Below are 22,202 nucleotides of genomic sequence, written 5' to 3'. Positions count from 1 at the left end.
CGAGCAGGCTCGCTCCCACATTGGTTTCGCTGTGGGCACATAACCAATGCAAACACCGTCACCCTGTGGGAGCGAGCCTGCTCGCGAAGGGGCCTGTCGTTACACCGCAAAGTTCAGTCAGTGCGCTTCATCGATATGCCGATACTCAGCGCCCAACTGCTCCGCCAGTTGCCTTGCCCTACCCAGGCGAATCGGGCCGCGCTCGATGTCTATCAACAGGCACGGGCATTCGAGAGGCGGCACGCCCAGCCCGTCCTTGACTCGTCCATCGGTCATCAGCAACACCCGCTGCTGCTCCGCCGGATAGCGTTTGCGCCGAACCATGAGCCAGCGCTGCGCCTCGTCCAGCGCCGCCAGCAACGGCGTGCCGCCGCCGGCGCCCAGCGCGTCGAGCCAAGCGTCCAGGCCAATGGAGGCCTTGAGCCCCTGCACTTGCCACCTCGGCGCGGTGCCGCTGGCGGTCAACAGCGCCAACCGTGCACGTTGTCGGTAGGCGTCATCGAACAGTTGGGCCAGCAGGCCCTTGCCGTCACTCAAGGCGCGATGGCGACGGGTCGAGGCCGACGCATCGACGATCACCAGCCACAGCTCATGGGCTGAACGCTGCCGCCATTTGAAACGCAAATCCGCCAGCAGGCGTGGACGTCCCTTGAGCAACGTGCCCGGCCAATCCACCGCGCCGCTGGCGGCCGCTTTGCCGTGGCCTTGGCGGCCCTGGTCGAGCCGTCCCGGACGGGGTCTGGCATTCGCCCCCGCGGACGACCGGGAGCGAATGCCTAGGACTTTTTTGGCCAGCTCGGCACGTCACGCCGGGCACCGCTCGGCAGCGCCCGGGCCGGCAGGTCACCCCATTGGCCCTGGCCTTCGCCGGACTCGCTCGCTTCATTCCGGCTCGGCGACGGTGCCTGGGACGGCGCGGGGGCCGGGGACGCAGGGTCGCGGCGCCGATGGCGCAAGGCAAACTCGGCGACGGCGTCGATGTCTTCGGCTGCGATGGCGTCCGCGCCACGCCAGGCGGCATGAGCACGGGCGGCCCGCAACCAGACGAGGTCGGCGCGCAAGCCATCGACCCCAGCGGCGAAACAACGCTCGGTAATCTGCTCCAGCGCCATGTCATCCAATGGGATCCCGGCCAACCGCACGCGCGCCTGTTGGCAGCGCTCACGCAACTGTCGTTGGGCGGTTTCCCACTCGGCGCAGAACGCCGCCGGATCGCTGTCGAAATCCAGCCGCCGCCGAATGATCTGCCCGCGCTCGGCAGGCGCCGTGTGGCCATCAAGCGCCACGTTCAGGCCGAAACGATCGAGCAATTGCGGACGCAGTTCGCCCTCTTCCGGGTTCATGGTGCCGATCAGCACGAAACGCGCCGGATGCCGGTGGGAAATGCCGTCGCGCTCGATCAGGTTGGTGCCGCTGGCGGCGACGTCCAACAGCAGGTCCACCAGGTGATCCGGCAACAGGTTCACCTCATCGACATACAGCACGCCACCGTCGGCCTTGGCCAGCACGCCGGGGGAAAATTGCGCGCGCCCTTCCCCAAGTGCGGCATTCAGATCGAGAGTGCCCACCAGCCGCTCTTCGGTGGCGCCCAGTGGCAAGGTCACGAACTGACCGCTTGCCAGCAGATCCGCCAGGCCCCGGGCCAGCGTGGACTTGGCCATCCCCCGTGGACCTTCGATCAGCACACCGCCGATCTTCGGATCGATCGCCGCCAGGCACAGGGCCAGTTTCAGCGCATCGGCGCCGACCACGGCGGAGAGGGGAAAATGGGCGGTGTCGGTCATGTTGAATGTCTCATGGATGATCGGTGAAGTTCAGGCAAAACAGTATTTTGTGGCGAGGGGATTTATCCCCGTTGGGTTGCGAAGCGACCCTCTTCTATCAGCCGCCTCGGTGTGTCAGCTGTATGAAGGGAAATTGGGGCTGCTTCGCAGCCCAGCGGGGATAAATCCCCTCGCCACAGATAACTCCCCTGTCACAAAGGAGCTGCCAAAAAAATTGAATAGTCAGCCATCTTCTTCGACATCCAGCAACAGATTCTCCAGCGCCTCGCGATAGTCGCCCGGTTCCTGCCACATCCCCCGCTGCTGGGCTTCGAGCATTCGCTCGGTCATGTCCCGCAGGGCGTCGGGGTTGTGCTGGCGGACGAAGTCCCGGGTATCCGGATCGAGCAGGTAGGCATCGGCCAGCAAGGCGTACTGGTGATCATCGATCAGCTGCGTGGTAGCGTCGAAGGCAAACAGGTTGTCCACCGTCGCCGCCAGTTCGAACGCGCCCTTGTAACCATGGCGCTTGACGCCGTCGATCCACTTCGGATTGGCCGCGCGGGATCGGATGACCCGGTTGAGCTCTTCCTTCAGGGTGCGGATTTTCGGCAAGTCCGGCTGGCTGTGGTCGCCGTGGTAGCTGGCAGCGGCTTCGCCACTCAAGGTTTCGACGGCGGCGAGCATGCCGCCCTGGAACTGGTAGTAATCGTTGGAATCGAGCAGGTCGTGCTCGCGGTTGTCCTGGTTCTGCAACACCGCTTGCACCTGGCTCAGGCGCCGGCTGAACTGAGCCCGCGCGGCGGTGCCTTCATCACTGGCGCCGTAGGCGTAGCCGCCCCAGTTGAGGTACACCTCGGCCAGGTCCTCGCGGCTCTGCCAGAGACGTCCGTCAACAGCGCCCTGCACGCCCGCGCCATAAGCGCCGGGCTTGGCGCCGAAGATCCGCCAGCCGGCCTGGCGCGTCGCGTCTTCCAACGGCAGCCCGGTTTGCCGCAAGGCTTCGCATTCGCTGCGGACTTTCGCCGCCAGCGGGTTCATGTCGTCCGGCTCATCAAGGGCCGCAACGGCCTGCACCGCCGCATCGAACAGGCGGATCAGGTTGGCGAAGGCGTCCCGGAAGAACCCCGAGACCCGCAGCGTCACATCGACCCGGGGCCGGTCCAGCAGGCTCAACGGCAGGATTTCGAAATCGTCGACGCGCTGGCTGCCCGTGGCCCACACCGGGCGCACGCCCATCAGCGCCATGGCCTGGGCAATGTCATCACCACCGGTGCGCATGGTCGCGGTGCCCCACACCGACAGACCGAGCTGGCGCAGATGATCGCCATGGTCCTGCAAGTGCCGTTCGAGGATCAGGTTGGCCGATTGGAAGCCGATGCGCCACGCCGTGGTGGTGGGCAGGTTGCGCACATCGACGGAGAAAAAATTGCGTCCGGTCGGCAGCACATCCAGGCGTCCACGACTCGGCGCACCGCTGGGGCCGGCCGGCACGAAGCGTCCACCCAGGGCATCAAGCAAGCCGCGCATTTCCGCCGGACCACAGGCGTCCAGGCGCGGCGCGACGACGCCGCGCAGGTGTTCGATGATGCACCCCACCGCGTCCCAGCCCGGCGCGTCGAGCTGCTTGACCGGACCTTCCAGGGCCCGTTCGATCAACCGCGCGGCGAACAGCTCCAGGCGCTCGCGGGTGTCGCCGACGCTGCGCCAAGGCTCGGCGCTGACCTCGCCCAGGGCCTCGGGCCGCGGCCCGGTCCATGGCTCGGCCAAGGCACAATCGAGCGGATCGAACCCCAACCCGAACGCCTTCGCCAGGGCCCGCAACAGGCTCGACTGCGCACCCTTGCCGTCGCCACGGGGAATGCGCAGCAACGCCAGCAAGGTATCGATACGCAACCGTCCGCCAGGCGACTCGCCGAAGATATGCAGGCCGTCGCGAATCTGCGACTCCTTCAGGTCGCACAGGTAGGTGTCCAGGCGTGGCAGCCAGATCGCCGCGTCGGCGTCGCTGTCGAGGGCGGCGTCGAGTTGCAGTTCGCGGTCGATGTGGGTCTCGCGCACCAGGTTGAGAATATCCCGTTGCAGCTCCCGGGCGCGGCGCGGGTCGAGCAGTTGCGCCTCGTAGTATTCGTCCGCGAGCAGTTCGAGGTTGCGCAGCGGCCCGTAGGTTTCGGCCCGGGTCAGCGGCGGCATCAAGTGATCGATGATTACCGCCTGTGTGCGTCGCTTGGCCTGGGCGCCCTCGCCCGGGTCATTGACGATGAACGGGTAGATGTTCGGCAGCGGTCCGAGCAGCGCATCCGGCCAGCAATTTTCCGAGAGCCCGACGCCCTTGCCCGGCAGCCATTCGAGGTTGCCGTGCTTGCCGACGTGAATAACAGCATGGGCGCCGTAGGTGTGGCGCAACCAGAAGTAGAACGCCAGATAACCGTGGGGCGGCACCAGGTCCGGGTCGTGGTAGACCGCGCTCGGGTCAAGCTGATACCCGCGCGCCGGCTGGATGCCGATAAACGTCAGGCCCAGGCGCAACCCGGCGACCATCAGCCGACCTTGACGGAACATCGGGTCCTGCTCGGGCGCGCCCCAACGGGCCAATACCGCGTCGCGGTTGGCCTCGGGTAGCGCGTCGAACATGGCTTGATAGGCGTCCAGGGCCAGGCTTTGATGACACGGGCGCAAATCCAGGCTGTCGAGATCGTTGCTGACGCCGCCGAGCAATTGCTGGATCAACGCGGTGCCGCTGGCCGGCAGCTCGGCCGACAGCGGATAGCCCTCGGCCTGCAGGGCGCGGAGGATATTCAGCGCCGCCGCCGGCGTGTCCAGGCCGACACCGTTGCCGATGCGCCCATCACGAGTCGGGTAGTTGGCGAGGATCAGCGCCACGCGCTTTTCGCGGCTGGGCAGACGCGCCAGCGCCGTCCAGCGCCGGGCTAGCTCGGCAACGAAATCCATGCGCTCGGGCACCGCCCGGTAGCAGACCACATCGCTCTGGCTGCGCTCGCTGCGCCAGGCCAGGTCCTTGAAACTGATAGGCCGGCTGATGATCCGTCCATCCAGTTCCGGCAGGGCGATGTGCATCGCCAGGTCGCGTGGCCCCAGGCCTTGTTCGCTGGCGCGCCAGCCGGGCTCATTGTCCTGCGCGCAGATCGCCTGGATCACCGGGATGTCGCGGCGAAACGGCCGCAGATGCGGTGCTTCAGGGCTGGATTGGGCGAAGCCGGTGGTGTTTAGAATCACCCCCGCCGCTGCCTCGTCCAACCAATCTTCCACCTGTGCCAGACAACCGGGTTCCTTGAGGCTGGCCACGGCAATCGGCAGCGGATTGAGCCCCGCCGCTTGCAGGCGCTGGCAGAATACGTCGATGAAAGCAGTGTTCGCCGCTTGCAGGTGTGAACGATAGAACAACACCGCCGCCACCGGTTCGTCGGCGCGCCAGTCGGTTTGCCAATGATCGAGGGTCGCGTGGGTTTGTTCGGGGTGGTAGATCGCTGTGCGCGGCAAGGGCTGCGGTTCGGCCCACGGATAATCGCGCGCAAACCATTGGCTGCCCAGGTGATGGAACAGGTTCAGGGCGTTGGCCAATCCGCCTTGGCGCAAGAACTGCCAGAGCCGGTCGCGATCCTCCAACGCTACGTTGCTCAGGTCGCTGAGCTCCGGGTCGGGGCGATCATTCCCCGGCACCAGGATCAGCTTCACGCCGCGCGCGGCCAGTTCCATCAGGCGCTCGATGCCGTAGCGCCAATAGCCGATGCCACCGTGCAGCGACAACAGGATGACCTTGGCGTGGCGCAGTACGTCGTCGACATACAGGTCCACCGACGCGTGGTTCTGCACCTGCATCGGGTTGGCGAGGCGAAACTGCGGGTAGTCGTCCGGTAATTGCCGCGCCGCTTCGGCCAGCAGCGCCAGGCTGGAATCGCCGCTGCACAGGATTACCAGCTCGGCGGGGGTTTGTCCGAGGTCGGCGATGTTGTCATCCGACACAAAACCGCCGGGCTGGGTCCTGAGCAGGTGCATGGCTTAGACGCTGAGGGCGGCGCGCAGCTGCGCTTCAAGCAGCCCGGCATCCAGCGCCTGGCCGATCAGCACCAGCCGCGTCACCCGCGCTTCGTCGGCGCCCCACTGGCGGTCGAAGTGTTTGTCGAAGCGCGTGCCGACGCCCTGGATCAACAAGCGCATCGGCTTGTTCGGGATCGCCGCGAAACCCTTGACCCGCAGCACGTCATGCTGGATCACCAGTTGCGTCAGCGCGTCCAGCAGCAGGCTTTCATCGGCCTGGGGCAGTTCGAGGGAGATCGAGTCGAAGGCGTCATGATCGTGGTCGTCATCATCACCGTCATGGTGATGGTCGTGGTGGCTGTGGCGGCTGTCGATGTGCTCTTCGGAGCCCGCGCCCAGACCAATCAGCACGTCCAGCGGCAGGCGACCGCTGCTGGCTTCGATGACCTTGACCGCTGGCGGCAATTCTTCGGCGACTTCCAGGCGGACTTTTGCCAGGTCTTCAGGGCTGATCAGGTCGGCCTTGTTGAGGATCACCAGGTCGGCGCTCGCCAGTTGATCGGCGAACAGCTCGTGCAGCGGCGATTCGTGATCCAGGTTCGGGTCCAGTTTGCGCTGGGCATCGACCTGGTCGGGGAACGCGGCAAAAGTACCGGCGGCCACGGCCGGGCTGTCGACCACGGTAATCACCGCATCGACCGTGCAGGCGCTGCGGATTTCCGGCCACTGGAAGGCCTGGACCAAGGGCTTGGGCAGGGCCAGGCCAGAGGTTTCGATGAGGATGTGGTCGAGGTCGCCGCGACGGGCCACCAGTTCGCGCATCACCGGAAAAAACTCTTCCTGCACGGTGCAGCACAGGCAACCGTTGGCCAATTCGTAGACCCGGCCGTTGGCTTCTTCTTCGGTGCAACCGATGGAGCACTGTTTGAGAATCTCACCGTCGATACCGAGCTCGCCGAATTCGTTGACGATCACCGCGATGCGCCGGCCCTGGGCGTTGTCGAGCATGTGCCGCAGCAAGGTGGTCTTACCCGAGCCGAGGAAACCGGTGACGATGGTGACGGGGAGTTTGGCCAGTGTTTTCATCGGATGCCCTTTGGCAAGGTGGCGGGCAAACGGGACGACAACCGCTGGCACAGACGCGCGCGGAAGATTTCGCCACCGGATCACCCCGCCCGGTTGTAGTGAGAATCTGTTGTCGAGGCAGGTCTCCTGGCTGACGGCGGGCCGGTCCACGCTTCATACAAAGCCTGGACCGACAATTTGCTGCGCCTTCCCGTGCGCCCGTTGAAAAAAGGGCATGCACAGTGGCCTTGCAGAAACAGCACCGTTCACAGTTGCGGGGGCAGCCGCGGCTTGGACCGCGTTCCCTTCTTAGCTTCGGCGTACGCCAAAGAACCTCGAAGGCGCAAGGCTACGCAGGGTGCGCGGGCGGGTCAATGTCCCTGAGGCAAACTCCGGGGCCGGTGCCTCATCGTCGGCACCGGCACGGCCGATCTAGCGGGCCGCCACGCGCCAGAGCCGGGCGATATCCCGCGCGCGCTCGGCCAACAGGCGTGGCGCATCGGTGCAGGCCTCTTGAAGTGTCATCGGCCCGTTCGCCAGGGCAAAGGCGGCATCGATGCCATGCTCATACAGCGCCTGATAACCCTCCCCCAGCGTGCCGGCAATGACCACTACCGGTACACCTTGGTGTCGGGCAATGCGGGCCACGCCAAAAGGCGTCTTGCCGCGCAGGGTCTGCGCATCGAAACGGCCTTCGCCGGTGATGACCAGATCGGCCCCGTTGATCGCCTCGGCCAGGCCGGTCAATTGCGCAACGACTTCCACGCCGGTGCGAAACCGGGCCTGGAGAAAGGCCTTGGCCGCGAATCCCAGGCCTCCGGCGGCGCCACTGCCCGGTTCATCGCGCACGTCCCGGTGCAACGCCTGGGCGCAGTGCTCGGCGAAATGCCCCAGCGCGCGATCCAGTTGCTGCACCTGCTCGGCAGAAGCGCCCTTCTGCGGGCCGAACACCGCTGAAGCGCCATGGGGCCCGCACAAGGGGTTATCGACGTCGGCAGCGATTTCGAAACGCACCCCGGCCAGGCGCGGGTCCAACTCGCTCAGGTCAATGCGCGCCAGTTTGCCCAGGGCCAGGCCGCCGGGCGGCAGCGATTGGCCCTTTGCGTCCAGCAGCGCCACGCCCAGAGCCTGCAGCGCCCCGGCACCGCCGTCGTTGGTGGCACTGCCGCCGATCGCCAGGATCACGCGCTGGGCCCCCTCATCGAGGGCGGCGCGAATCAGTTCGCCGGTGCCGAAGGTGCTGCTGCAGCACGCGTCGCGCTGTCCCGGAGGCACCAGTTGCAGGCCGCTGGCCTCAGCCATCTCGATGATCGCGGTGCCGCTGTCGGGCAGCCAGCCCCAGCGGGCCTCGACAGCGGCGCCCAAGGGCCCGCGAACCAGGGCGCGACGCCATTGGCCGTTGCACGCCGCCAGCACCGACTCCACCGTCCCTTCCCCGCCGTCGGCCATCGGGCATTTGATCAACTGCGCATCCGGCCAGACCTCGGCCAACCCCTGGGCAATCGCGTCCGCCACGCCCTGGGCGCTGAGACTGTCCTTGAACGAGTCGGGGGCGATGATTATTTTCATTTTTGTTCTCCGGTTCCGATGCACAGCATGCTGCCAGCTGACCGCAGCCCTGACGCCGGTCCGCCGCACAAAACTCCTTGGGCATTATTGGTCAATTTCACAAAAATGGCGGTTCGGCATTGCTGGCCTCTTCGCGAGCAGGCTCGCTCCCACAACGGATCCGTGCTGAAAACAAAAATCGCGAGCGCAGCAGATCCAATGTGGGAGCGAGCTTGCTCGCGATAGCGGTGTGTCAGCTTGCAGTTTTTTGAAGCGGATGCCGTCATCGCGAGCAAGCTCGCTCCCACAGGTCATGAGGGGAGGTTTTGATCGTGCGGCAACAGTTGCACCCCCAGGTACAACGCCAGCATCCCATCCAGCCGCAGCGGGTCCACGCCGCTGAGCTCGGCGATGCGTTCCATGCGATAGCGCAGGCTGTTGCGGTGGATGCCCAGGGCGTCGGCGCAGGCCTGGCTCTGGCCGTCGTATTCGCACCAGCTGCGCAGGGTGGCCAGGAGTTGTCCGTTGTTGTCCTTGGCGATCACCTTGCGCAGCGGTGTCAGCAACTCGTCCAGCGCATCGTCGCTGCGATGGCGCCAGAGCAGCACCGGCAGGCGATAACGATTGAGGATCAACAGGCGCGACTGCGGCAGGACATCACGGCCGTAAGCGAGCAAGTCCGCCACACGCCGGTAGCAACGGCGCAGGCCGGTCAGACCCTCGGCCTGACCGCCCACCGCCACCCTGAGGATGTTCCAGCCCAGCCCGTCGAGCTTGCCGAGCAAGCGCTCGTTCTCCACCGAAGCCGTAACCGGCCGGCACCAGAGCAAAGAAGATTTGGATGAGGTCAGGCACCAGCTGTCCGGGTAGCGCGACATCAGCCACGCGCTCAGCGCCTCGACCGTTTGCCCGGGCCCATGCTCCTGGCCCAATTCAAACAGGTATGGCACCCGCGACAGCTGCGGCTTGAGGCCCATCTGCAGGGCTTCGTCGAGCAACCGTGGCGAATCCCCGGCATCACCCAGCAGCAGCGCCAGTAAATCATCGCAACGCTGGCGCCGCCATTGCTGCTCGGCCTGCTGGTTGCGCTGGGCGAGCAGCATTTCGGCGGTCATGCGCACCAGCTCGGCGTAGGTGCGCAAGTGCGCGGGTTCGCCGGTGATGCCAAGCACGCCGATCAGCCGCTGGTCGAGCATCAACGGCAGGTTGATTCCTGGCTGCACGCCCTTGAGGTGCACGGCGGTGTGCTCGTCGATTTCCACCACCCGCCCATTCGCCAGGACCAACTGCGCACCCTCGTGACGGGTATTGATGCGCTCACGCTCGCCGCTGGCGAGGATCAGGCCCTGGTTGTCCATGACGTTGACGTTATAGGGCAGAATCGCCATCGCCCGGTCGACGATGTCCTGGGCCAGGTCGTGATCGAGTTCGAACATGGGCGACTCCTTGTGGGCAGGGTTCTTGTTACTGGGCGTAATGCTTCAGCGCGATTGGTCAGCCGCACAGGGTCCGCGCCCAAACCCTGTGCCCCGGCACAAAGACACGGGCCCTCAGGCTGGCCGAGACTCAAGGGGCGGTCAACGTTACCCCTTGGCACGCCAAAATCATAATAAAGAGAGACCCGCCATGTCCCAGAGCGCAGCAGCCCTCCTGGCTACCCCCGACGAAAAAAATACCGTCTACAAGCGCATCACCCTGCGCTTGATCCCCTTCATCTTCATCTGCTACCTGTTCAACTACCTGGACCGGGTCAACGTTGGCTTCGCCAAGTTGCAGATGCTCGATGCGCTGAAATTCAGCGAAACCGTGTACGGCCTTGGTGCCGGGATCTTCTTCATCGGCTACGTGCTGTGTGGCGTGCCGAGCAACCTGGCACTGACAAAATTCGGCCCGCGGCGCTGGATCGCGCTGATGATGATCACCTGGGGCACGCTGTCGACCTGCCTGCTGTTCGTCACCACCCCGACCGGGTTCTATACCTTGCGGCTGTTCACCGGTGCAGCCGAGGCCGGGTTCTTCCCTGGCGTGGTGCTGTACCTCTCGCAGTGGTTCCCGACGTTCCGTCGCGGCCGGATCATGGCGCTGTTCATGTCGGCCATCCCGGTGTCGGGCCTGCTCGGCAGCCCGTTTTCCGGCTGGATCCTCAACCATTTCGCCGCTGGCCAGGGTGGCCTGGCGGGCTGGCAGTGGATGTTCCTGCTGCAAGGCGTGCCGACGGTGATCCTCGGGGCTCTGGCGTTCTTCCTGCTCAGCGACACCTTCGCCAATGCCAAATGGCTGACCGACCATGAGCGCGCCGTGCTCACCGCCGACCATGCCGAAGACCTGGCCAACAAGCCGAAGACCACCACCGATTCCCTGGCAGCCGTATTCAAGAACCCGGCGATCTGGGCCTTCGGCCTGGTGTACTTCTGCATCCAGAGCGGCGTGTACGCGATCAACTTCTGGCTGCCGTCGATCATCAAGAACCTGGGTTTCAGCGATAACCTGGTGATCGGCTGGCTGAGTGCGATCCCCTATCTGCTGGCGGCGGTGTTCATGCTGCTGGTGGGCCGCTCGGCAGACCTGCGCAAGGAGCGCCGCTGGCATCTGGTCGTGCCGATGCTGATGGGTGCGGTCGGGCTGCTGATCGCCGTCAATTTCGCCACTACGCCGGCCATCGCCATCCTCGGCCTGACCATCGCCACCATGGGCGCCCTCACCGGCCTGCCGATGTTCTGGCCGGTGCCCACCGCCCTGCTCAGCGCGGGGGCGGCGGCCGGCGGGCTGGCGCTGATCAATTCCATGGGCCAGATGGCCGGCTTCCTCAGTCCGTACCTGGTGGGCTGGGTCAAGGACGCCACCGGCTCGACCGATGCGGCGCTCTATGTGCTGGCGGCAGTGATTGTCTGCGGCAGCCTGCTGGCGTTGCGCATGACGCGCACCCTGCGGGGCTGATACCCCTCTGGCCCCTTGTGGGAGCGAGCTTGCTCGCGATAGCGAAGTGTCAGGCAACATTTTTGTCGATTGATACGCCGCCATCGCGAGCAAGCTCGCTCCCACAGTTGATTTGTGCCGTTTGGATAAAACGGTTGGATCCACACGGCGGTTCTGGTATTTGATGGGACCTTTCCCATCGATAAAAGGATCTTGTCCATGAGCTACCGCACGCTGGGCCATTCCGGGTTGCAAGTCTCGACGCTGACCCTGGGCACGATGATGTTCGGTGAACAGACCAGCACCGAGGATTCGCTGCGGATCATCGACAAGGCCTGGGACCAGGGCATCAATTTCATCGACACGGCCGACGTCTACACCAACGGCCGTTCCGAAGAAATCGTCGGCGAGGCGATTGCCAGCCGGCGCCACGAGTGGGTGCTCGCCACCAAGGTCGGCTTCGGCCCGCCGGACGGTGTGCCCAACCGCAGCGGCTTGAGCCGCAAGCATATCTTCAACGGCATCGAGGCCAGCCTGACGCGCCTGGGCACCGATTACCTGGACATCTACTACCTGCACCGCGAAGACCACAACACGCCATTGCAGGTCACGGTGTCGGCCATCGGCGACTTGATTCGCCAGGGCAAGATCCGCTACTGGGGCCTGTCGAATTACCGCGCCTGGCGCATCGCCGAAGTGATCCGCATCGCCGACAGCCTGGGCGTCGATCGGCCGGTGATCAGCCAGCCGCTGTACAACATCGTCAACCGCCAGGCGGAAACCGAACAGATCACCGCCGCGCAGAACTACGGCCTCGGCGTGGTGCCCTACAGCCCCCTCGCCCGAGGTGTGCTCAGCGGCAAGTACGCACCCGATGTGGCACCGGATGCCAACAGCCGCGCCGGACGCCAGGACAAGCGCATCCTGGAAACCGAATGGCGGGTCGAATCCTTGCGCATTGCCCAGCAGATCCAGCAATACACCCGGGATCGCGGCGTCGGCATTGTCGAGTTCGCCATTGCCTGGGTGCTGAACAACCGTGCCGTCACGTCGGCGATCGTCGGACCGCGCACCGAAGAACAATGGGACGCGTACACCAGGGCGCAAGCGGTGCGGATCACCGCGGATGACGAAGCGTTCATCGATTCGCTGGTGACACCGGGGCATGCTTCGACGCCGGGCTTCAACGACATCAGTCATTTCGTGTCGGGCCGCGTGCCGCATACGTCGTAATATTCAACGCATGACCCCGTGGCGAGGGAGCTTGCTCCCGCTTGGCACGGGTAAACAACTCCGTGCTGCAATTCCAATAACAAGAGGCATCAGTGTCCAAAGGCATCGCTCTATCGGTATCGGCCTCCGCCCTGTTCGCGGTCATGTACTACTACACCTCGCTGCTCGCACCGCTGACCGGCCTGGAGATTTTTGGCTGGCGCATGCTGCTGACGATGCCTTGCATGACGGCGTTCATGCTGATTTCACGGGAGTGGAAGCTCGTCGCCGATCTCGTCGAGCGCCTGGTCGCCACACCGCTTCTGCTGCTCGGGGCGATGGCGTCTTCGGCGCTGATGGGCGCGCAGTTGTGGCTGTTCATGTGGGCGCCGCTCAACGGCTACAGCCTGGACGTGTCGCTGGGTTATTTTCTGCTGCCGCTGTCGATGGTCCTGACCGGGCGCATCGTCTATGGCGAGCGACTCTCGCGCTTTCAGAAAGCCGCCGTGTTGCTCGCTACGCTCGGCGTGTTCAACGAGCTATGGCAAGTCGGTGGTCTGTCCTGGGCGACCCTGTTGGTCGTGCTGGGCTATCCGCTGTATTTCATCCTGCGCAAACGCATCCGGACCGACAACCTGGGCGGTCTCTGGCTGGACATGGCCCTGATGCTGCCGTTGGCCCTCTGGTTCGTGCAGAGCGGAGCGCAAGGCTTTGGTGTCTTCAACCAGTACCCGTGGCTGTCGCTGCTCATTCCGGTACTTGGCGTCATCAGCGCCTCGGCGTTGGTGGCGTACATCGTTGCCAGCCGCTTGCTGCCGCTCGGCCTGTTCGGGCTGTTGAGTTATGTCGAGCCGGTGCTGCTGCTGGGCGTGGCGCTGCTGCTGGGGGAAAGCATCGAGGCTGAGGAATGGCTCACCTATATCCCCATCTGGCTGGCGGTGGCCGTGCTGGTGCTGGAAGGCTTCAGGCACCTGGTGCGGCAGCGGCGCCGGGCTTAAGGCTACCCCCGCCCCTGTGGGAGCGAGCCTGCTCGCGAAGGCTTAGGTGACTGACACAGCGCTTTCGCGAGCAGGCTCGCTCCCACAGGGGTCTTGCATCGACAACAAAAAGCCCGCCCGGCATCACTGCCGGGCGGGCTTATTTACCTGTCGGGTTTACTCGGTAGTGAGTACACCACGCCGCACCTGGTCACGCTCGATCGATTCGAACAGTGCCTTGAAGTTGCCCTCGCCGAAGCCATCGTCGCCCTTGCGCTGGATGAACTCGAAGAACACCGGCCCCATCAGGGTTTCCGAGAAGATCTGCAGCAACAGGCGCTTGTCGCCCTGCTCCGAGGCCCCGTCCAGCAGGATGCCCCGCGATTGCAGCTCCGCCACCGGTTCGCCATGGTTCGGCAGGCGGCCTTCGAGCATTTCGTAATAGGTGTCCGGCGGCGCGGTCATGAAGCGCATGCCGATCTTCTTGAGCGCGTCCCAGGTCTTGATCAAGTCGTCGGTCAGGAAGGCCACGTGCTGGATGCCTTCGCCATTGAACTGCATCAGGAACTCTTCAATCTGCCCGGCGCCCTTGGATGACTCTTCGTTCAGCGGGATGCGGATCATGCCGTCCGGGGCTGTCATGGCCTTGGAAGTCAGGCCGGTGTATTCGCCCTTGATGTCGAAGTAACGAATCTCGCGGAAATTGAACAGCTTCTCGTAGAAGTTGGCCCAGTAGGCCATGCGCCCGCGATAAACGTTGTGGGTCAGGTGGTCGATGATCTTCAGACCGGCGCCCACCGGATTGCGATCGACACCCTCGAGGAAGACGAAGTCGATGTCGTAGATCGAGCTGCCTTCGCCAAAACGGTCGATCAGGTACAGCGGCGCGCCGCCAATGCCTTTGATCGCCGGGAGGTTCAGCTCCATCGGGCCGGTTTCGATGTGGATCGGCTGGGCACCGAGTTCCAGGGCCCGCTTGTAGGCTTTTTGCGAATCCTTGACGCGGAAGGCCATGCCGCATACCGACGGGCCGTGCTCGGCCGCGAAGTAGGACGCCACGCTGTGCGGTTCGTTGTTGAGGATCAGGTTGATCGCGCCCTGGCGGTACAGGTGCACGTCTTTGGAACGGTGGGTGGCCACCTTGGTGAAGCCCATGATCTCGAAGATCGGCTCCAGGGTATTCGGGGTCGGGGATGCGAATTCAATGAATTCGAAGCCCATCAGGCCCATCGGGTTTTCGTATAGATCTGCCATGTCGGCGCCTCATCAAACTTATCAATTAACAAAAAAACGTTAGTTGCCAGTGATGCTGAGGACGCGGGGCGGCGCGCAGGAAATGCCGCGGACACTGCGGGCGAGGAAGTCGCCATAGATCAGTTGAAACCCAAGTATCTTCATTGTCGACCCAAGGCTATTGCGGGCGAGGCTTCTGCTGCCAGAAAACCTTATTCTTATATGCGTAACCCGATTCTACACAGCGTAACCGGATTTGTCCGCCTCAGGTATCAAATCGTCTTTTTTGCCGAGCGTGCAAGCGGTTTGTTGCACAGGAAGATCCCCGCCAGGATCAACCCGCCGCCTACGCACATAAATAAAGTGAGCCGTTCGTCGAGCAGCATCGCGCCCAGCAGTACCGCCGTCAGCGGGTTGAGCGCAATGAAGACGCCGGAACGCGTCGCACCGATCCGGCGGATGCCCTGATACCAGGCGATATAGGCCAGGGCCGAACCCAGCACGCCGAGGTACAGCAGGCTCAACCATTGCCTGAGGTCCAGCCCACGCAATGCCTCGAAGCGGATCTCACCGCCGGCTGCGCACGCCAGCCACAACATCAGCGTGCCCAGCAGGATCGACCAGGTCACGGTCTGCAAAGGACCCAGGCTCTCATTCAGGCCTTTGGAAAACAGCGAATAGATGCCCCACCCCAGCACACAGCCGAAAATCAGCAGATCCCCGCGCCAAGCCTGTTCCGTCGCCTGCAACAGCGCCGGTTCGCGACTGATGATGACCAACCCCGCCCCGCCGATGCACAGCACGATACCGGCGACTTTAAAGCGGCCCAACCGTTCCTTGAACAAGCACCAGGAGGCCAAGCCGATCACTGCCGGGTTCAACGCGACGATCAACGAGGCGCGCGACGCGTTGATGTATTGCAAGCCATGGAAGAAACACAGGTTGTAGAGAAAAATCCCGAAGAACCCCAGCGCGGCCAGTTGCAGGCCCTGCTTCAAGCCGGGCCTGGCCAGGGGGATACCGGCGACGCCGAGAAACAGCAACAGCGCGATGCTCGCCAGGAGAAAACGCAAGCTGGCGGCGAACATCGGCGTCAGCGCATCGGCAAGGATCCTGCCGGCAACAAAGGTGCCGCCCCAGATCATCGTGACCATCGCAAGCTTGAGGTAGACCGGCAGGTCCGAGGGTGTCGAGGCAGTTTGTTCCAGGGCTTTCATGGTTCACCACATAGGCGATTGATCAATGTCCCGCGTGTCGCTGGGATAGCGTATTGTTCTGCTCATGGAACATCATCGTAAAATGAGCGTTTACTCATGACTCTCACCCAACTCGAAATCTTTTCGCTGGTCGCCGAGCTGCAAGGTTTCACCGCGGCCGCGACACGCCTGGGCATCGGCCAGTCAGCGGTGTCCCACGCGATAAAATCCCTGGAACAGGAGTTGGGCGTCGAACTGTTCAGGCGTCATCAATCCCTCGTCGAGCTCAGCGACATCGGCCAGCAATTGTTGCTGCGTGCGCGGGCGATGCTCGGCCTCGCCAATACCCTGCAACAGGAGGCCGCGGATGCCCGCGGCATGCGCCGTGGAACCCTGCGCATCGGCTCGTTCGGGCCGACGTCGTCGATGAAACTGCTGCCCGCCATCCTGCAGCGCTACCGCACCCTGCATCCGGGAATCGAAGTGCACATCGATGAAGGGCCGGACCGGCAAGTGCTGCAATGGCTGGATGAACGACGGATCGACGTCGGTTTCGTGGTCCTGCCCGAGGAACGCTTCGATACGTTCGCCTTGATGGAAGACCAGATGGTCGCCCTGCTGCCCACCGATCATCCCCTCGCCGAGCGCGCCTGCGTGGAGCTCAAGGCGCTGTGCAACGACCCCTTCATACTCACCGAGGCCGGCTCCTCGGAAGTGGTCGGGCGGCTGTTCAGCGCCGCCCGGCTCACGCCGAATATCCGCTATCGCTGTTCGCAACTGCTCAGCACGCTGGATGTGGTCAGCCGGGGTGAAGCCGTGACCGTGGTTTCCGAGGGTTCGCTGCCGGCCGTGGAAAATCCCGGGTTTGTCGTACGTCCCTTGTCGCCGCGCGTTCCGCGCCAGATCGGCCTCGCGGTGCTGGACAGCCGCCAGGCCTCGCCCGCGACGCTGGCATTTATCGAAGTCGCCCGGCAACCATAAGCCACCTGGAGGCCGGCGGGCGCGCAACCGCCTGGCCGTCTATCATCGACGCAGTTTCCCGCCCAGGCTCAACAAGGTCGTACCGATGCCATTGTCCGCCACACAGATACGCAAGCGGTCCCGTCGCAACCTGATCACCCTGCTCTGCGGGGTGCTGCCGGTGCTCTCGGGAGTGGGCATTCTCCATATCCAGGCCGAACGGACATTGCAACAGCAGGCCCGCCAGACCGCGGGAGAGCTGGTCCGGCAAGTCGAGCTGATGCTCGACAATACCGCGCTGGCGGCGCGCGCACTGCTGCCCCTGGCCGGTCAACCTTGCGAAGCGGTAAAACTGGCCCTGCGTGACCAGGTGACCCGCCGGCCCTTCGTCCGTTCGACCAACCTGATATGGGACGACACGCTGTACTGCAGCTCGCTGTTCGGCGAATTCGAGGAGCCGGTCAACCCGCACAATTACCACCAGGGCACTCTGTGGCTGATGGACGGCAACCCGGTCACGCCCGACACGGCATTGCTGATCTACCGGCTCAACGAGGGCCGGCAAGGGGCACTGGCGACACTGGACGGTTACCACCTGGCTAATGTCCTGCGCCTGATTGGCGGCGAGACGCGTTTGTTGCTGCAAGTAGGACCGAGCTGGCTGGCGGCGGACGGCAAGGTCCGGCAAACCCCGCCGCCTGCCCAGAAGGTAGCTCGCAACGAGTTGGCCTCGTCACGCTACGCCTTCAGCGTCGAAGCCGGCTTCGATGAAGGGGAAACCTGGCGCTACATGGCTCGGGAATATCCACCGCTATTCAGCCTGCTGATTGTCTTCGGCGCCATCGCGGCGCTGCTCGCCCATTGGACACAGAAACGCGCCTCCTCCCCCAGCCATGAACTGCTGCGCGCCCTCGAGGCCGGGGAGTTTGTGCCGTATCTGCAACCGGTGGTGCGCGGCGATGACAAGCGTTGGGCCGGGGTTGAGGTGCTGATGCGCTGGAACCACCCCAAGGAAGGCCTGGTGCGTCCAGACCTGTTTATCCCGCTCGCCGAACACAGCGGGCTGATCGTGCCGATGACCCAAGCACTGATGCAGCAGACCAGGCAATTGCTGGCGCCGCTCGCGCCCTTGCTGGAGGCGCCGTTTCATGTCGGTATCAATATCACCGCCCGCCACTGCAAGGACCTTGCGCTGCTGGAGGATTGCCGCGAGTTCCTGGCCGCGTTCCCACCGGGTGTCATCACGCTGGTGCTGGAGCTGACCGAGCGCGAGCTGATCGAACCGAGCCCGGTGACCCACCAATTGTTCGAGCTGCTGCGCGATCTGGGCGTCAAGATCGCCATCGACGATTTCGGCACCGGCCACTCCAGCCTGGGGTACTTGCAGCAGTTCAACGTCGATTTTCTGAAAATCGATCAAAGCTTTGTCGCGATGATCGGCGCCGATGCGCTGTCACGCCATATCCTGGACAGCATCATCGAGTTGTCGGGAAAACTGCAGTTGGAGATCGTCGCAGAGGGCGTCGAAACCGTTGAGCAAAGCGATTACCTGACGGCTCACAACGTCAACTTTCTACAAGGCTATCTGTTTGGCCGGCCTATTAGTGGCCAAGACTTCAATGCTGCGCTGACCGCCGCTAAAAGCCCGCCCACGACACCGTTCGATTGACCGATACACACCAAGCGCGTTGGAACAGTTGTTCCTGTTACATAACGAAAAAGTTACGATTTACACTTTCTGAATTAACTACTACAATTTTTTTGCCTGTGCCAGAGAGCAGGAAGTCATTATCATCGAGTCGCTACAAAGCGCTTGGCTTAATGCTTTGTTGGCGGTTTGTATCAGCCAGACATTTTGATTGGAGTAACGATATTGTCCAGACTCGCTGAATTCCGTGCAGCCGAAAGGGCCCTTCAGGAGCAGCTCAAACAGCTGGAATCTCTGAAGAATGACGCCGGGCTGAAAAAAGAGATCGAATTTGAAGAAAAGCTCCTGGGGCTGATGAAAACCTACGGCAAGAGCTTGCGCGACATCGTCGCCATTCTTGATCCGAAGCCGTCCAAGGCCGGCCCGCAGGCGGTCAAGCCAACCAAGACCCGCCGCGCCCGCGTGGTCAAGGTGTACCAGAACCCGCACTCCGGCGAGCTGATCGAAACCAAGGGCGGCAACCACCGCGGCCTGAAAGCGTGGAAGGAACAATACGGGGCTCAAACCGTTGATTCCTGGTTGCGCGGTTGACCATCGGCATTATCGAGAAGCCCTGACTGGTTCAGGGCTTTTTTGTGCCGGACAACTTCAGTATCAAGCCTTGAGTATTAGACGCATTAGAGTTTCAGGCTATTTCTTACAGACTGAACTTCCTCCTGGCTTTCATCAAATACCTGGGCCTGGCCGGCGTAGGACAGCACATACGCCCTGCCCTCTTTTAGCGCAGCAACAAGTGTTTGAGACAACACGTGTCTGCCGTTCTGCGTGATCGTGCAAGTGGTTTCCAGCGCTGCAGTCCCGCCCAACAGGGAAGAATGAATCTTATTGCAGACGCTTTGATAACCGCCCTGGAAAAAATCCTTCTGAACGGATTTTCGCATCTCCAGCAACACACCTTGCAAGTTGACCTGATGATCGGGTTCGACCGGCGTGGTTGTCAGTTCCATCACCATCACCGCATTACCCGCGGAATCGTTCTTGGTCGCGCGTTCACGACTGATCGACTGCGCACTCGCCGGTGTGGACGCTGGCGCGGGGAGCGACTCGACTACCCAGCCCGATGGCCACGCAACCTGCGGTTCGAGCGCAAGGGCACCGCTACTCGCAATGCCGGCTGACAAGAGAATGAACAGCGTAAGACAAGGTCGAATCATTGCGTTGCACTCAAGGACGAATCGTAAAGTCTGAAGCCCGCCGCAGCACCAGGCAATAGCCACACGCGGTTTGGCGATGGCGCGCGCCTTGCGTATCATGGACGCACCTGCAAGGAAGCCATCTGACGCAAGCCCAGGAACCGTCGCAGCCCGGTTGCGACGCCGTTTGCCCCACTTATTTTCCGGAGGGCCCATGAGCCTGCACGAACTCGACACTTTCCCAGGCGTTACTGCCCAGCCCGACGCCGCCACGGCCAGATTCGTCTTCAACCACACCATGCTGCGGGTCAAGGACATCACCAAGTCCCTCGACTTCTACACCCGTGTACTGGGTTTCTCGCTGGTGGAAAAACGCGATTTTCCCGAAGCCGAATTCAGCCTTTACTTCCTCGCACTGGTCGACAAGAGCCAGATCCCGGCAGACGCCGCGGCGCGTACCGAGTGGATGAAGTCGATCCCCGGCATCCTCGAACTGACGCATAACCATGGCACAGAAAACGATCCGGCGTTTGCCTACCACAACGGCAACAGCGACCCGCGCGGTTTCGGCCACATCTGCATCTCGGTGCCGGACGTCGTTGCCGCCTGCGAGCGCTTCGAAGCGCTGGGCTGCGACTTCCAGAAGCGCCTGAGCGATGGCCGCATGAAGAGCCTGGCGTTCATCAAGGACCCGGATGGCTACTGGGTCGAGATCATTCAGCCTGCGCCGCTGTAGACCTCACGGCCTTCCCCTTATGGTGGAGCCCTTGTGGGAGCGAGGCTGCTCGCGATGACTGCGGCACATTAAACATCGATGTGGGCTGGACCATCGTTTTCGCGAGCAGGCTCGCTCCCACAGGGTTATGCGTAATGCAAAAAAAACCCCATGAGCCGTGGCCCATGGGATTTTGTTTTTCCAGCGGCTGGCGTCAGGCCGGGGCGGACGTACGGATCAGGTGATCGAAGGCGCTCAACGAAGCCTTGGCACCCTCGCCCACGGCGATCACGATCTGCTTGTACGGCACGGTGGTCACGTCACCGGCGGCGAACACACCCGGAATCGAGGTTTCACCGCGCGCATCGACGATGATCTCGCCACGCGGCGACAGCTCGACGGTGCCCTTGAGCCAATCGGTGTTTGGCAACAGGCCGATCTGCACGAAGATGCCTTCCAGCGTCACGTCGCGCACTTCACCGCTTGGACGGTCCTTGTAGCGCAAACCGTTGACCTTCTGGCCGTCGCCCGTCACTTCGGTGGTCTGGGCGTTGGTGATCACCGTCACGTTCGGCAGGCTGTGCAGTTTGCGCTGCAACACCGCGTCGGCACGCAATTGCACGTCGAACTCCAGCAAGGTGACATGAGCCACGATACCCGCGAGGTCGATAGCCGCTTCGACGCCGGAGTTGCCGCCGCCGATCACCGCTACGCGCTTGCCTTTGAACAGCGGACCGTCACAGTGCGGGCAGTACGCCACGCCCTTGTTGCGGTATTGCTGCTCACCCGGCACGTTCATTTCACGCCAGCGGGCACCGGTCGCCAGGATCACGGTCTTGGCCTTGAGGCTCGCACCGCTGGCGAACTTGATCTCATGCAGCCCGCCGTCTTTGCCAGCGACCAAAGCGTCGGCACGTTGCAGGTTCATGATGTCGACGTCGTACTGCTTGACGTGCTCTTCCAGGGCGACGGCCAGTTTCGGGCCTTCGGTTTCCTGGACCGAGATGAAGTTCTCGATCGCCATGGTGTCGAGCACCTGGCCGCCGAAACGCTCGGCCGCGACACCGGTGCGGATGCCTTTACGGGCGGCGTAGATCGCTGCCGAAGCACCGGCCGGGCCACCGCCGACCACCAGTACATCAAAAGCATCCTTGGCGCTGATCTTCTCGGCCTGACGCTCGATGCCGCTGGTGTCGATCTTGGCGAGGATTTCTTCCAGGCCCATGCGGCCCTGGCCGAAGTTGACGCCGTTCAGGTAGATGCTCGGCACCGCCATGATCTGGCGTTCGTCGACTTCGGCCTGGAACAGCGCGCCGTCGATGGCGACGTGACGGATGTTCGGGTTCAGCACCGCCATCAGGTTCAACGCCTGGACCACGTCCGGGCAGTTCTGGCATGACAGCGAGAAATACGTCTCGAAGTTGAACTCGCCCTTGAGCGAGCGGATCTGTTCGATCACTTCGACACTGGCCTTCGAAGGGTGGCCGCCGACTTGCAGCAGGGCCAGCACCAGCGAAGTGAATTCGTGCCCCATGGGAATGCCGGCGAAGCGCAGGCTGATATCGGCTCCCGGGCGATTCAACGAGAACGATGGCTTGCGCGCATCAGTACCGTTGTCGAGCAAGGTAATCTGGTTGGAAAGACTGGCAACGTCTTTGAGTAATGCAAGCATTTCCTGGGATTTCGCACCGTCGTCGAGGGATGCAACGATCTCGATCGGCTGGGTGACCCGTTCCAGGTATGACTTCAACTGAGCTTTAAGATTGGCGTCCAACAT

Annotated in this window: 17 protein-coding genes and 1 riboswitch; of the genes, 7 read left to right on the top strand and 10 right to left on the bottom strand. The window is 63.1% G+C overall.

Annotated features, from left to right (window positions below):
- Window positions 1–117: 117 nt before the first annotated feature.
- The 6 genes from J3P86_RS10805 to J3P86_RS10780 form a co-directional block, all read right to left on the bottom strand.
- Window positions 118–675 (bottom strand): vWA domain-containing protein, encoded by a 558-nt coding sequence (locus J3P86_RS10805; RefSeq protein ID WP_434624445.1) that lies wholly within the window; start codon window positions 673–675, stop codon window positions 118–120.
- Window positions 676–776: 101 nt separating this feature from the next.
- The gene (locus J3P86_RS10800) at window positions 777–1,784 is read right to left on the bottom strand and encodes an ATP-binding protein (protein ID WP_434624447.1); all 1,008 of its coding nucleotides are present in this window, start codon (window positions 1,782–1,784) and stop codon (window positions 777–779) included.
- A 222-nt stretch (window positions 1,785–2,006) separates the two neighbouring features.
- Window positions 2,007–5,780, bottom strand: coding sequence for a cobaltochelatase subunit CobN (cobN, locus tag J3P86_RS10795; protein ID WP_434700186.1), 3,774 nt, complete (start codon window positions 5,778–5,780; stop codon window positions 2,007–2,009).
- Window positions 5,781–5,783: 3 nt separating this feature from the next.
- Window positions 5,784–6,848: a cobalamin biosynthesis protein CobW gene (gene cobW / locus J3P86_RS10790; protein WP_305495327.1), complete on the bottom strand. Its 1,065-nt coding sequence runs from the start codon at window positions 6,846–6,848 to the stop codon at window positions 5,784–5,786.
- Between the two features lie 99 nt (window positions 6,849–6,947).
- Window positions 6,948–7,180: riboswitch (cobalamin riboswitch) on the bottom strand.
- Window positions 7,181–7,259: 79 nt separating this feature from the next.
- Complete coding sequence (locus tag J3P86_RS10785) at window positions 7,260–8,396, bottom strand: glycerate kinase (protein ID WP_434700185.1); 1,137 nt, start codon at window positions 8,394–8,396, stop codon at window positions 7,260–7,262.
- Window positions 8,397–8,686: 290 nt separating this feature from the next.
- Window positions 8,687–9,811 (bottom strand): sugar diacid recognition domain-containing protein, encoded by a 1,125-nt coding sequence (locus J3P86_RS10780; RefSeq protein ID WP_434700184.1) that lies wholly within the window; start codon window positions 9,809–9,811, stop codon window positions 8,687–8,689.
- A gap of 190 nt (window positions 9,812–10,001) precedes the next feature.
- On the opposite strand from J3P86_RS10780, the gene J3P86_RS10775 reads away from it, so the two are divergent.
- The 3 genes from J3P86_RS10775 (at window position 10,002) to rarD (ending at window position 13,501) form a co-directional block, all read left to right on the top strand.
- Entirely contained in the window at window positions 10,002–11,312 is a 1,311-nt protein-coding gene (locus J3P86_RS10775) for an MFS transporter (RefSeq protein ID WP_434700182.1), read from the top strand.
- 198 nt (window positions 11,313–11,510) lie between these two features.
- Window positions 11,511–12,524, top strand: a complete 1,014-nt coding sequence (locus J3P86_RS10770) for an aldo/keto reductase (RefSeq protein ID WP_434700180.1) — start codon at window positions 11,511–11,513, stop codon at window positions 12,522–12,524.
- Between the two features lie 92 nt (window positions 12,525–12,616).
- Window positions 12,617–13,501 (top strand): EamA family transporter RarD, encoded by an 885-nt coding sequence (rarD, locus tag J3P86_RS10765; RefSeq protein WP_434700179.1) that lies wholly within the window; start codon window positions 12,617–12,619, stop codon window positions 13,499–13,501.
- A 156-nt stretch (window positions 13,502–13,657) separates the two neighbouring features.
- On the opposite strand, the gene hppD is transcribed toward rarD, so the two are convergent.
- Together hppD and J3P86_RS10755 are read right to left on the bottom strand one after the other, a co-directional pair.
- The gene (hppD, locus tag J3P86_RS10760) at window positions 13,658–14,734 is read right to left on the bottom strand and encodes a 4-hydroxyphenylpyruvate dioxygenase (RefSeq protein ID WP_434700178.1); all 1,077 of its coding nucleotides are present in this window, start codon (window positions 14,732–14,734) and stop codon (window positions 13,658–13,660) included.
- A gap of 251 nt (window positions 14,735–14,985) precedes the next feature.
- Complete coding sequence (locus J3P86_RS10755) at window positions 14,986–15,930, bottom strand: DMT family transporter (RefSeq protein ID WP_434700177.1); 945 nt, start codon at window positions 15,928–15,930, stop codon at window positions 14,986–14,988.
- A gap of 96 nt (window positions 15,931–16,026) precedes the next feature.
- On the opposite strand from J3P86_RS10755, the gene J3P86_RS10750 reads away from it, so the two are divergent.
- The 3 genes from J3P86_RS10750 (at window position 16,027) to J3P86_RS10740 (ending at window position 19,108) form a co-directional block, all read left to right on the top strand.
- A complete protein-coding gene (locus tag J3P86_RS10750) occupies window positions 16,027–16,890 on the top strand; it encodes a LysR family transcriptional regulator (RefSeq protein ID WP_434700176.1) in 864 nt (287 codons plus the stop codon).
- Window positions 16,891–16,975: 85 nt separating this feature from the next.
- Window positions 16,976–18,538 carry an EAL domain-containing protein gene (locus tag J3P86_RS10745; RefSeq protein WP_434700175.1) on the top strand — a complete coding sequence of 521 codons (1,563 nt, stop codon included), beginning with the start codon at window positions 16,976–16,978 and terminating at the stop codon, window positions 18,536–18,538.
- A gap of 204 nt (window positions 18,539–18,742) precedes the next feature.
- A complete protein-coding gene (locus J3P86_RS10740) occupies window positions 18,743–19,108 on the top strand; it encodes a histone-like nucleoid-structuring protein, MvaT/MvaU family (protein ID WP_434631379.1) in 366 nt (121 codons plus the stop codon).
- 86 nt (window positions 19,109–19,194) lie between these two features.
- Here the strand turns inward: J3P86_RS10740 and J3P86_RS10735 are convergent, their stop codons facing one another.
- Window positions 19,195–19,731 (bottom strand): DUF4946 domain-containing protein, encoded by a 537-nt coding sequence (locus J3P86_RS10735; RefSeq protein ID WP_434700625.1) that lies wholly within the window; start codon window positions 19,729–19,731, stop codon window positions 19,195–19,197.
- A 193-nt stretch (window positions 19,732–19,924) separates the two neighbouring features.
- On the opposite strand from J3P86_RS10735, the gene gloA reads away from it, so the two are divergent.
- Complete coding sequence (gene gloA / locus J3P86_RS10730) at window positions 19,925–20,446, top strand: lactoylglutathione lyase (protein ID WP_434603941.1); 522 nt, start codon at window positions 19,925–19,927, stop codon at window positions 20,444–20,446.
- 193 nt (window positions 20,447–20,639) lie between these two features.
- Here gloA and ahpF read toward each other — a convergent pair whose 3' ends face one another.
- Window positions 20,640–22,202, bottom strand: a complete 1,563-nt coding sequence (ahpF, locus tag J3P86_RS10725) for an alkyl hydroperoxide reductase subunit F (protein ID WP_434605069.1) — start codon at window positions 22,200–22,202, stop codon at window positions 20,640–20,642.

The sequence above is a fragment of the Pseudomonas sp. D1-1 genome, assembly GCF_051132225.1.
Classification (GTDB): domain Bacteria; phylum Pseudomonadota; class Gammaproteobacteria; order Pseudomonadales; family Pseudomonadaceae; genus Aquipseudomonas.
This window is presented reverse-complemented; position numbering and strand designations above follow the sequence as displayed.